General features: G+C 51.8%; 16 protein-coding genes. 6 read left to right on the top strand and 10 right to left on the bottom strand.

Annotation, left to right across the window (positions count from 1 at the left end; genetic code table 11):
* Window positions 1-407 precede the first annotated feature (407 nt).
* On the top strand, window positions 408-962 hold the full coding sequence (locus M8318_RS07840) for a gamma carbonic anhydrase family protein (protein WP_106996063.1): 555 nt from the start codon (window positions 408-410) through the stop codon (window positions 960-962).
* Here the strand turns inward: M8318_RS07840 and M8318_RS07835 are convergent.
* The 6 genes from M8318_RS07835 to dprA are packed head-to-tail and all read right to left on the bottom strand — an operon-like array spanning window position 938 to window position 4,721.
* Entirely contained in the window at window positions 938-1,186 is a 249-nt protein-coding gene (locus M8318_RS07835) for a DUF1488 family protein (protein WP_262661822.1), read from the bottom strand. The two genes, M8318_RS07840 and M8318_RS07835, sit on opposite strands and share 25 nt — an antisense overlap.
* A complete protein-coding gene (aroE, locus tag M8318_RS07830; RefSeq protein WP_262661820.1) occupies window positions 1,183-2,001 on the bottom strand; it encodes a shikimate dehydrogenase in 819 nt (272 codons plus the stop codon). Before aroE ends, M8318_RS07835 begins: the two co-directional genes overlap by 4 nt.
* 4 nt (window positions 2,002-2,005) lie before the next feature.
* On the bottom strand, window positions 2,006-2,578 hold the full coding sequence (gene tsaC / locus M8318_RS07825; protein ID WP_262661818.1) for an L-threonylcarbamoyladenylate synthase type 1 TsaC: 573 nt from the start codon (window positions 2,576-2,578) through the stop codon (window positions 2,006-2,008).
* Window positions 2,571-3,125: a DNA topoisomerase family protein gene (locus M8318_RS07820; RefSeq protein ID WP_262661816.1), complete on the bottom strand. Its 555-nt coding sequence runs from the start codon at window positions 3,123-3,125 to the stop codon at window positions 2,571-2,573. The genes tsaC and M8318_RS07820 overlap by 8 nt, the downstream gene beginning before the upstream one ends.
* 26 nt (window positions 3,126-3,151) lie before the next feature.
* Entirely contained in the window at window positions 3,152-3,625 is a 474-nt protein-coding gene (smg, locus tag M8318_RS07815) for a DUF494 family protein Smg (protein ID WP_262661814.1), read from the bottom strand.
* Window positions 3,597-4,721, bottom strand: a complete 1,125-nt coding sequence (gene dprA / locus M8318_RS07810) for a DNA-protecting protein DprA (RefSeq protein ID WP_262661813.1) — start codon at window positions 4,719-4,721, stop codon at window positions 3,597-3,599. The genes smg and dprA overlap by 29 nt, the downstream gene beginning before the upstream one ends.
* Window positions 4,722-4,848: 127 nt before the next feature.
* On the opposite strand from dprA, the gene def reads away from it, so the two are divergent.
* From def to mscL, 5 genes are all read left to right on the top strand, one after another.
* On the top strand, window positions 4,849-5,358 hold the full coding sequence (gene def / locus M8318_RS07805; protein WP_262661811.1) for a peptide deformylase: 510 nt from the start codon (window positions 4,849-4,851) through the stop codon (window positions 5,356-5,358).
* Between the two features lie 25 nt (window positions 5,359-5,383).
* Window positions 5,384-6,331: a methionyl-tRNA formyltransferase gene (gene fmt / locus M8318_RS07800; RefSeq protein ID WP_262661810.1), complete on the top strand. Its 948-nt coding sequence runs from the start codon at window positions 5,384-5,386 to the stop codon at window positions 6,329-6,331.
* A gap of 52 nt (window positions 6,332-6,383) precedes the next feature.
* A complete protein-coding gene (gene rsmB, locus M8318_RS07795; protein ID WP_262661808.1) occupies window positions 6,384-7,670 on the top strand; it encodes a 16S rRNA (cytosine(967)-C(5))-methyltransferase RsmB in 1,287 nt (428 codons plus the stop codon).
* A gap of 22 nt (window positions 7,671-7,692) precedes the next feature.
* Window positions 7,693-9,069 carry a Trk system potassium transporter TrkA gene (gene trkA / locus M8318_RS07790; protein ID WP_106996071.1) on the top strand — a complete coding sequence of 459 codons (1,377 nt, stop codon included), beginning with the start codon at window positions 7,693-7,695 and terminating at the stop codon, window positions 9,067-9,069.
* Between the two features lie 148 nt (window positions 9,070-9,217).
* A complete protein-coding gene (gene mscL, locus M8318_RS07785) occupies window positions 9,218-9,634 on the top strand; it encodes a large-conductance mechanosensitive channel protein MscL (protein WP_032614681.1) in 417 nt (138 codons plus the stop codon).
* On the opposite strand, the gene M8318_RS07780 is transcribed toward mscL, so the two are convergent.
* The 4 genes from M8318_RS07780 to rplQ form a co-directional block, all read right to left on the bottom strand.
* A complete protein-coding gene (locus M8318_RS07780) occupies window positions 9,602-9,847 on the bottom strand; it encodes an alternative ribosome-rescue factor A (RefSeq protein WP_106996072.1) in 246 nt (81 codons plus the stop codon). The genes mscL and M8318_RS07780 overlap by 33 nt on opposite strands.
* Window positions 9,848-9,902: 55 nt before the next feature.
* Window positions 9,903-10,328 carry a Zn(2+)-responsive transcriptional regulator gene (zntR, locus tag M8318_RS07775; RefSeq protein ID WP_262661807.1) on the bottom strand — a complete coding sequence of 142 codons (426 nt, stop codon included), beginning with the start codon at window positions 10,326-10,328 and terminating at the stop codon, window positions 9,903-9,905.
* A 2-nt stretch (window positions 10,329-10,330) separates the two neighbouring features.
* On the bottom strand, window positions 10,331-10,699 hold the full coding sequence (locus tag M8318_RS07770; protein WP_262661806.1) for a DnaJ family domain-containing protein: 369 nt from the start codon (window positions 10,697-10,699) through the stop codon (window positions 10,331-10,333).
* A gap of 106 nt (window positions 10,700-10,805) precedes the next feature.
* Window positions 10,806-11,189, bottom strand: coding sequence for a 50S ribosomal protein L17 (gene rplQ, locus M8318_RS07765; protein WP_001216368.1), 384 nt, complete (start codon window positions 11,187-11,189; stop codon window positions 10,806-10,808).
* Window positions 11,190-11,213 lie beyond the last annotated feature (24 nt).

The raw sequence follows: 11,213 nt of genomic DNA, 5'->3' as shown, positions 1-11,213 counted from the left end.
TCATTTATCGTCTTGCGACGTTAAGAATCCATGTCACTTTGAGTGCCCACACAGATTGTCTGATAAATTGTTAAAGAGCAGTGCAACGCGGCTTTCGCTCACCGTTGCGAGGTGGCGTATATTACGCCTTCCTCTTTCAGAGTCAAGCGTTTATTTTCGCTTTTCTCTTCAACCGACCCGGCTGTTTGTGTGAAGTGATTCACATCTGCCGTGTCGATGGAGGCGCATTATAGGGATCCCAGTTTTTAGCACAAGCATTTTTTCGATCTTTTCTGCTGACTGTTCTTTTTTCGTTCTTTTCGCCGAAATCCCACGCGTTCCGCTCAAATAATGACGAAATTCTCCCTTGATCAAGCCGAATAACAGGCTCACAGTCTTCTATATAGTGCTCAATAGTAGAGGTTGATATGTCCGCAGTACTCCGTCCCTATAAAGATCTTTTCCCTAAACAAGGCGATCGCGTCATGATCGACAGCAGTAGTGTGGTCATTGGCGATGTCCGAATGGACGATGACGTCAGTATCTGGCCCCTGGTCGCTATACGCGGCGATGTTAACTATGTCTCTATTGGCGCACGCACCAATATTCAGGATGGCAGCGTCCTGCATGTCACCCATAAATCCGCTTATAACCCTGAAGGCAACCCACTGGTCATCGGTGAAGAGGTGACAGTCGGCCATAAAGTGATGCTGCACGGCTGCACGATTGGCAATCGCGTTCTGGTGGGTATGGGATCGATTTTGTTGGATGGTGTAGTAATAGAAGATGAGGTGATGATTGGTGCCGGGAGTCTGGTTCCGCAAAATAAGCGGCTGGAAAGTGGCTTTCTCTATTTAGGAAGCCCGGTCAAACAGATCCGCCCCCTGACGGAAGCGGAAAAGGAAGGTTTGAAGTACTCAGCCAATAACTACGTTAAATGGAAGAATGACTATCTGGATCAAGAGAGCCAGAACCATCCCTGATCGTCCTCGTCACCCTCGCGGATCGCATCGCTGGCTTCTTCTTCCAGATCCCAGCGATGTTCGCGAAAGATATTGAGCGGAAGGCCTTCGCCAAAACGACGAACCAGCGTTATCCCTTCGATCGCACACATCATGTGCATACCATTCACCAGAGCGGGAAAACAGACGGCCTGCTTTTCGTCGTCCCACGTTTCCCGATCCGGAAACTGGATCGCCTGGTTCATGCCGACAACTCCTGTTTAAGCTTTTCAATGACCGGCTCTACTGCTGGCAGTACACCGTGCCAGAGCATGACGGCATGCGCGGCCTGCCCCACCAGCATTCCCAGCCCGTCAGCAAGATGTTTTGCGCCTTGCTGTTCACACCAGTTCATAAAAGGCGTTTTGCCTTTTTGATAGAACATGTCATAGCAGTGAACCTGGGCGTTAATTAATGAAGAGGGTATAGCGGGAATGTCACCAGCTATACCGCTGGAGGTCGCATTAATAATCAGATCAAATTCATGTCCGCTCAGCGCGTCCAGAGCTACCGCATGAATGCTCCCGGTATGGGCAAACAGGGTGGCCAGCTCTGCCGCACGGGAATAAGTACGATTCGTAATGGTCACGGCGCAATCCAGAGAGAGTAGCGGTAGAATCACGCCCCGTGACGCACCACCCGCACCGATCAACAGAATACGCGCGCCAGGTTTGATAAATGACAGTCGTTCCAGATCGCTTAGCAAGCCAATGCCGTCCGTGTTGTCTCCGAGAATCCGACCATCTTCAAGCCGTTTAAGGGTATTCACAGCGCCTGCAAGGGCCGCGCGTTCCGTTAACTCATCGGCGCGCTCGAATGCCTCTTCTTTAAAAGGCACGGTAACATTCGCTCCTTTTCCGCCACCAGCAAAGAAGCTATCCAGCGTTGTCACAAAGGCGTCCACAGGCGCAAGCACGCGTCCATAAGGGTGCTCGATGCGCAGCTGTTGCGCAAATTGCTGATGAATAAACGGCGACTTACTGTGAGCAATTGGATTACCAAAAACGGCGTACGCTTCCATCTGATTACCCCTGGCGAAAACGTTCGCCGGTCAACGCATCACGAATTTCAGACGGGTTCAGGCGGCCACCGGTTTCACCGACAACGACCGGGAAATCGTCACCAAACTGCGCTAATACCTCTTCTGAGGTGCGGCAAGGGGGCAATCCCGTCAGATTGGCACTGGTTGAGACCAGCGGTTTACCAAAACGATTACAGAGTTCGATAACCAATGGATGGTCGGTCACGCGAACGGCGAGTGAATCAAACCGTCCCGTCAGCCACCGCGGCGTGGTTGGCAGCGCGGGGAACACAAAGGTCACGGGCCCGGGCCATGCGGCATGGATGGTCTCACGCTGCGCTGACGTCAACATGGAATCATCAATATAAGGTTTAAGCTGTTCGAAACTGGCCGCGATGAGAATCAGGCCTTTTTCAACCGGTCTCTGCTTAAGTGTTAACAGGCGCGATACGGCCATTTCGCTGTCGGGATCGCACCCAACCCCAAAAACAGCTTCTGTTGGATAAGCGATGACGTTTTCTTTATTCAGTACGTCCACCGCATGCGCGATGGAGCCTGACTGCAGGTTATTATTCACTTTTTTGATCCGCCGAAACCGGCTTTCCACATTGTTTACTGGCGCAAAAACGCTTCATGCCTTGCGCCGTTTTCTTCTCGATAAGTAGCGGGTAGTTGCACTCAGGACAGCTCCCCGCCACCGGTTTGAAATTGGTGACGAACTGACATTCAGGATAGCGATCGCATGAGTGGAATGTCTTACCGTAACGTGAACGCCGTTGAACAAGATGGCCGCTATCGCATTGCGGACAGGCCAACGCTGTTTCATCGGGTTTATCTATCTGTTCAGTGTGTTCACATTCAGGATAGCGGCTACAGCCGATGAACATGCCATAACGGCCCTGACGCAGCGCCAGATCTCCGCCACATTGCGGGCATGCCTGTCCCTCCAGCACTTTAACAATATGCCCGTCCGCCTGACTTTTCAGGGGACGGACATAATCACAGTCTGGATAGTGTGAACAACCGAGAAACGGCCCGTGCTTGCCGGACCGGATAACAAGCTCTGCCCCACACTGCGGGCAGGGCTCATTTTTATGCACCGTAAATAGTGCTGATTTGGCCATAACAACTCTTGGTGCTGCATGATGAATTAATGCAGCATACCTTCATTCACTTCAAAGAGTAATTCTTCCATTTGTTGATAGGCATTTTCACAGCCTGGAATGTTGAACAGAACCATCAGGATGACCCATTTCAGATCTTCCAGTTCAAATTCTGCCGTATCCAGCGCCATGACGCGCTCTATCACCATTTCTCGCGTTTCGAGGTTCAGCACCTGAATCTGCTCCAGGAATAAAACAAATCCCCGGCAACTGGCATCCAGCCTTTCACTTTCTTCAGCCGTATAAATGCGTACAGACAGCGGATCGGAAGCTAACTGCATCGGTTCGGCGAGGCCTTCCTGATAATCAGCCAGTTTTTCGAGCCATATTAACGCGTTATAAATATCTTCCCGTTCGAAACCTGCATCGGTGAGATCGCGTGTAAGTTTGTCCTGATCCACGCGTGCTTCAGCTTCGTTATGGATGTAAGTCTCAAACAAATACATGAGTACGTCGAACATGGCTTGCCCTCCTCAATCGGACATAGCCGCCGGGTACAGCTGCGATCCATCCTGCTAACTCCAGTTCCAGTAGCTGTGCTACCGTTACTGGCACAGGTTGGCCGGCACGTTCAGCGACAACGTCAACAGGTGTTACCTCATCTCCTACGTTAGCCAGGAGCTCAGGAAATGGCAATGCTACCTGGTCCTGATCTGATGAATAAAGCCAATTTTCGGGATCCTGTGGTAGCCAGTTAAGGCCATATCGCAAACTTTCCAGAATATCATCTACCGCCGTCACTGGCGTGGCACCCTGCTTTATCAACCAGTGAGGTCCCTCGCAACCCGGGTTCCCAATCGCCCCTGGTAGCGCAAAGACTTCGCGCCCCTGTTCTAGTGCACATTTCGCGGTAACGAGTGAGCCGCTCTTTAACAGCGCTTCGATGACGAATACCCCCTGACTCAGGCCGCTAATGATGCGGTTACGCCGGGGAAAATTACCGGGCCAGGGAGGCGTAGCGAGAGGAAACTCCGAAATCACAGCACCGCCGCTCTCAACAAGACGCGTGGCCAGCGAGGTATGGCGGCGGGGATAGACATCGGACAAACCATTGCCTAAAACCGCCACACTCTTCCCTTTTACGGTAAGCGCGGCGCGATGCGCGACCCCATCGATTCCGCAGGCCAGGCCGCTGGTAATCGTCAGACCCACCTGGGCCAACTGCTCGCACAGGAGTGTTCCCCACCGCTCTCCATACCAGGAGTGGGAACGGCTACCAACGACGGCCAGCTGCAGGCTCGACAGCACCTGCACATCCCCCCTGATGAACAGGGCGCCCGGATAATCCGTAATGGCGCGTAGCTGGACGGGATACAGGGCACTGTCAGCACATATCAGGTGATGACCCGGTTCTGCCAGCCATTCCATGCTGCGATCAATCTCACGCGGCGAAAATGCAAGAAACCGCGCCTTTTGCTTTTGGGTCAGCCCCATTCCTGTCAGCACAGCACCATCAATATGGGGTTGGCGCTGTAACTGCTGCGCTATCGCCACCATCTTATCGCCGTACAATTCTCCAGTGCTGATCAGACGTAACCATATCTCTGTGGATGTCATCCTTTCCCCTGCCACAAGCCGCTATAGCAATCTTTGCGATTGGTCACTGATGCTGTCAATCAGAGGGGGTTTTGTCTAGAATAGAGGGTATATTCTTATCAACTCCTGAACACGACTCTGGAAAAATATGGCAGTTTTGCAAGTGTTACATATCCCGGACGAGCGCCTTCGCAAAGTCGCCGAGCCGGTTAAAGAAGTGAATGCAGAAATTCAACGTATCGTTGATGATATGTTCGATACGATGTACGCCGAAGAAGGCATTGGTCTCGCGGCGACGCAGGTTGATATTCACCAGCGCATTATCGTGATCGATGTTTCCGAAAACCGTGAAGGACGCCTGGTCTTAATTAACCCGGAGTTACTGGAAAAAAGCGGCGAAACCGGAATTGAAGAAGGCTGTCTCTCTATTCCTGAGCAGAGAGCACTGGTTCCTCGTGCAGAGAAAGTCAAAATCCGCGCGCTCGATCGCGACGGTAAGCCTTTTGAACTGGAAGCAGACGACCTGCTGGCAATCTGCATTCAGCACGAGATGGATCATCTGGTCGGTAAACTGTTTATCGATTACCTCTCTCCACTGAAACAGCAACGTATTCGTCAGAAAGTAGAGAAACTGGATCGCATGCGCACTCGCGCATAATGTGACCCCGGATACAAGGAATAACGTGTCTACATCACTACGTATCATCTTCGCAGGAACACCTGACTTCGCAGCGCGTCATCTGGACGCGCTGTTGTCGTCTGGCCATCAGGTTGTGGGCGTGTTTACTCAGCCCGATCGCCCGGCAGGCCGTGGTAAAAAATTGATGCCGAGCCCGGTTAAAGTACTGGCGGAAGAACATGGCTTACCGGTGTTTCAGCCTGCTTCCTTACGTCCGCAGGAAAACCAGCAACTGGTCGCTGATTTAAATGCGGATGTCATGGTGGTTGTGGCATATGGCCTCATCCTGCCAAAAGCGGTGCTTGATATGCCGCGCCTGGGTTGCATTAACGTCCACGGCTCGCTGCTTCCGCGCTGGCGCGGGGCGGCGCCGATTCAACGTTCGTTGTGGGCCGGCGATGCCGACACTGGCGTGACAATCATGCAGATGGACGTGGGTCTGGATACTGGCGACATGCTTTATAAGCTCTCCTGCCCCATTACTGCCGAAGACACCAGCGCCACGCTGTATGACAAACTGGCGGAACTTGGACCAAAAGGGCTTATTGATACGCTGCAACAGCTGGCGGATAACCGTGCTCAGCCAGAAGTACAGGACGAAGCTCTGGTGACCTATGCCGAAAAGCTCAGCAAAGAAGAGGCCCGCCTCGACTGGTCACTTCCCGCAGCCCAGCTTGAACGTTGCATCCGGGCATTCAATCCCTGGCCAATGAGCTGGCTGGAGATAGACGGGCAGCCGGTGAAAGTCTGGCAGGCCTCCGTGATTGACGGACAAGCAAACGCCGCGCCCGGAACGATTATTGAAGCCAATAAGCAGGGTATTCAGGTCGCAACAGTTGAAGGGATCCTCAATCTGGAATCCTTACAACCTGCAGGTAAAAAAGCCATGAGCGCGCAGGATCTTCTGAACTCACGCCGTGAATGGTTTACGCCTGGCAATAGTCTCGCCTGAAATCTTCTCCATTTAAGGCCCGGTGTTTCCGGGCATTTTTATTTTTGCGGTTATGAAAAAACAAAATTTACGCAGCCTGGCAGCACAGGCGATTGAACAAGTGGTCGAACAGGGCCAATCCCTGAGCAATGTCCTGCCACCGTTACAGCAAAAAGTTTCCGATAAGGATAAAGCACTGCTTCAGGAATTGTGCTTTGGCGTTCTGCGCACCTTACCTCAGCTGGAGTGGCTAATCGGCAAACTGATGGCGCGCCCGATGGCGGGCAAACAGCGCGTGCTTCATTATCTAATCATGGTCGGCTTCTATCAGTTACTGCATACCCGAATTCCCCCTCATGCCGCACTGGCTGAGACGGTAGAAGGTGCGGTTGCGGTTAAGCGTCCGCAGCTTAAGGGGCTGATTAACGGCGTATTACGCCAGTTTCAGCGCCAACAGGATGAGTTACTGGCTGAATTTTCCCGCTCCGAAAAACGTTTCCTGCATCCCGACTGGTTATTAAAACGTCTGCAAAAAGCCTATCCTCAGCAGTGGGAAACGGTGGTTGAGGCCAATAACCAGCGGCCGCCAATGTGGTTACGTGTCAACCGTAACCACCACTCCCGCGATGGGTGGCTGGCCCTACTGGAAGAAGCCGGGATGAGTGGTTTCCCGCATCCGGATTATAGTGATGCGGTTCGTCTTGCCGCACCAGCGCCGGTACTTGCTCTTCCGGGATTTGAACAAGGCTGGGTTACCGTTCAGGATGCCTCCGCTCAGGGTTGCATGACCTGGCTTGAGCCGAAAAACGGTGAGCGTATCCTCGATCTGTGTGCCGCACCTGGCGGTAAGACAACGCATATTCTGGAAGTTGCGCCACAGGCAAGCGTGATGGCCATCGATGTTGATGAACAGCGTCTGTCCCGGGTCTACGATAATCTTAAGCGTCTGGGCATGAAGGCTGAGGTTAAGCAGGGCGACGGGCGCACGCCTGCTCAGTGGTGCGGGGATGAGCAGTTCGACCGTATTTTACTGGACGCCCCATGTTCCGCTACCGGGGTGATTCGCCGTCATCCGGATATTAAATGGTTACGCCGCGACCGGGATATTAATGAGCTGGCACAGCTGCAGTCAGAGATCCTTGATGCTATCTGGCCACATCTTAAAACAGGTGGGACGCTGGTTTATGCCACCTGTTCCGTACTGCCAGAAGAGAATAGTCAGCAGATCGCGGCGTTCCTGAAGCGTACGCCAGATGCGCGTCTACATCTGACCGGTACGCCAGAGCAGCCCGGCAAACAAAACCTGCCTGGGGCAGAAGAAGGCGATGGCTTCTTTTACGCTAAGCTAATCAAAGCGTGATGTTGATAACGGGTCACAAGATATGAAGATAATCATTCTGGGCGCGGGACAGGTGGGCGGTACGCTGGCAGAAAACCTGGTCGGTGAGAATAATGACATCACTATCGTTGATACCAATGGCGATCGTCTGCGCAGCCTGCAGGATAAATTCGATCTGCGCGTGGTTCAGGGGCATGGCTCCCATCCCCGGGTATTACGTGAAGCCGGTGCGGATGATGCCGACATGCTGGTTGCCGTTACCAGTTCCGATGAAACCAATATGGTTGCCTGTCAGGTGGCCTATTCGTTATTTAACACGCCAAACCGCATCGCGCGCATCCGTTCCCCGGATTATGTGCGTGATGCCGATAAGCTGTTCAATTCCGATGCGGTTCCAATCGACCATCTCATCGCGCCAGAACAGCTGGTTATTGACAGTATCTACCGGCTGATTGAATACCCGGGTGCATTGCAGGTAGTGAATTTCGCGGAAGGCAAAGTTAGTCTTGCGGTGGTAAAAGCCTATTATGGTGGCCCGCTGATTGGTAACGCGCTCTCCACCATGCGCGAACATATGCCGCACATCGATACTCGCGTTGCCGCGATTTTCCGTCATGACCGCCCTATCCGCCCGCAAGGCTCCACCATTGTCGAAGCCGGAGATGAAGTGTTCTTTATCGCCGCGTCGCAACATATTCGCGCGGTGATGAGTGAGCTTCAGCGACTGGAAAAACCCTATAAGCGGATCATGCTGGTCGGGGGCGGTAATATCGGTGCCGGTCTGGCTCGCCAGCTGGAAAAAGATTACAGCGTTAAGCTGATCGAACGCGATCAACAGCGTGCTTCTGAGCTGGCCGAAAAACTGCAAAATACGATAGTTTTTTATGGCGATGCGTCGGATCAGGAGCTGCTTGCTGAAGAGCATATCGATCAAGTCGATCTTTTCATCGCGGTTACCAACGATGACGAAGCCAACATTATGTCAGCGATGCTGGCAAAAAGGATGGGGGCGAAAAAGGTAATGGTGCTTATCCAGCGCCGGGCCTACGTGGATCTGGTGCAGGGAAGCGTTATCGATATTGCGATTTCGCCACAACAGGCCACCATTTCTGCCCTGCTGAGTCATGTGCGTAAAGCGGATATCGTGGGCGTATCTTCTCTACGTCGTGGGGTGGCAGAAGCTATCGAAGCCGTGGCGCACGGCGATGAGAGTACCTCCCGTGTGGTTGGACGTTCCATTGATGAGATCAAGCTCCCACCGGGTACCATCATTGGCGCGGTAGTGCGGGGCAATGACGTGATGATCGCCAATGATAATTTGCGTATTGAGCAGGGGGATCATGTGATTATGTTCCTCACTGATAAAAAGTTTATTACCGACGTCGAACGCCTCTTCCAGCCGAGTCCTTTCTTCCTGTAATACCTCAAAGGTGCTGTTATCAGCGCCTTTACTTATTTAACCCAATAATATGTAAGGGTTATATTTCTGTGACGCATATCTCTCTTCAATGGCAATCCGCTAATGATTTGTTAGACTTGTATTTGTCAGCTGGCACAAGGAGAACAAAATGAGTTTTATTAAAGAATTTCGCGAATTTGCGATGCGCGGGAATGTAGTGGATTTGGCTGTGGGTGTAATTATTGGTGCAGCGTTTGGTAAGATCGTTTCATCACTGGTTGCTGATATCATCATGCCCCCGCTGGGACTGTTAATTGGCGGGATTGATTTCAAACAATTCGCCATAACCCTGCGTGAAGCACAAGGTGATATTCCTGCAGTAGTAATGCATTACGGGGTGTTTATTCAAAACGTATTTGATTTTGTGATTGTTGCTTTTGCCATCTTCATGGCTATTAAGCTCATCAACAGATTGAACCGTAAGAAAAAAGAAGAACCTGCTGCGCCGGCAGCCCCATCGAAAGAAGAAGTATTGCTGACAGAAATTCGTGACTTACTGAAAGCGCAGAACAACCGCACTTTGTAAGGCTCTGAAAGCAAGAAGGCCAGTGGTAAGAAAGCGATTCGCTTGCTTGCCACTGGCCTCCCAGTTACCCCGTTTTGCATGTTTAGTTTTACGCAGATAACTTCCTTTCCCTTTCTTATTCTTCTCGATCCGCTGTCTGAATAAAGGATCATGTAATAATGCCTCGATAGCGTTATCGTTGATTTGACCTTTCTTATGCTGATAATGGCTCATAAATTCTCCAGTATATAATATATCCACGCGAGTGTAGAAGCTGTCGGCAATAAAATCAACAGCCGCGATTTTCTCCGTTTGCTCCCTGCTCGAGGGTTTCCAGAATCGAGCAGTAGACGCTGCTGTGCGCAGTGCCACAACAGGCATCGTTTAACCGCTGCAGAGACAAACGCATCGTTTGTAACTCTTCAATACGTGCTTCGACTTCACTTAGCCTCGCCTGCACAATGCTTTTTGATTCCTGGCAGGTATGGTGTTCGGGATCGATGCGGATCGACAGCAGTTCCCGGATCGACTCCAGCGTAAATCCCAGCTGCCGGGCATGGCGAATAAACTTCAGACGCTGAAGATCCTTATCGGTATACAACCGAAAGCCACCTTCCGTGCGAACTTCATGCTCCATCATCTGCTGCTTTTCGTAATAACGAATGGTGTCAGGGGTGACGTCAGCCAGCTTCGCAATCTCACCAATACGATACATCGTTATTCCTCTTTCATTTTTGACGTTAACCGATCGGCATAGTCGCCACGCAGGAAATCTGTGTTCACTCCCGCCTGACGAAGCTTGAGCTCTAGCAGTGCGAGACGACGGCTGTAATCCGTATGCTCGGCAGATCCCTGTCTGACCGAATTGAGTAATTGAGCGAGTTCGACTGCCTCTTTACGCTGCTCAAGCTCTGGCGGCAGGCAACCTGCATTTTTCAACATCCGATAACCCGCTCTCAGTTCAGCAGGAACATGAGAATCATCGTCCAGCATCAGTGGGTGCCCACTTCCGGGCAGATTATCAAATTCACCCTGGCGTTGAGCGTCAAGAATGTGTCGTTCTGCCCACTGGTCAAGTAACCACATAGCAAAACTCCGCAGAGAATAAAATGAATACGACTATTGTAGGAAAGTGGGGATCCAGCAGATATAAAAAAACCCGCCGAGGCGGGTTTTTTTACGTTACTACAGATTACTCTGCAGCAGCTTCTGCTTTCTCTGAACGATCAACCAGCTCGATGTAAGCCATCGGCGCGTTGTCGCCTGCACGGAAGCCACACTTCAGAATACGAGTGTAACCACCGGCACGGCTCGCGAAACGCGGGCCCAGTTCGTTAAACAGTTTTGCCACGATCTCGTTATCACGAGTACGGGCGAATGCCAGACGACGATTAGCAACGCTGTCAGTCTTGGCAAGAGTAATCAGCGGCTCAACTACGCGACGCAGCTCTTTCGCTTTAGGCAGGGTCGTCTTGATGATCTCATGACGAACCAGTGAACCTGCCATGTTGCGGAACATAGCCTGGCGATGGCTGCTGTTGCGGTTCAGTTGACGACCACTCTTACGATGGCGCATGACCTTATCCTTCTCAGTAAAACC

This window comes from Leclercia tamurae, assembly GCF_025566055.1.
Classification (GTDB): Bacteria; Pseudomonadota; Gammaproteobacteria; order Enterobacterales; family Enterobacteriaceae; genus Enterobacter; species Enterobacter tamurae.
The sequence above is the reverse complement of the archived record's forward strand: the minus strand, read 5'-3'. Positions and strand labels throughout refer to the sequence as shown.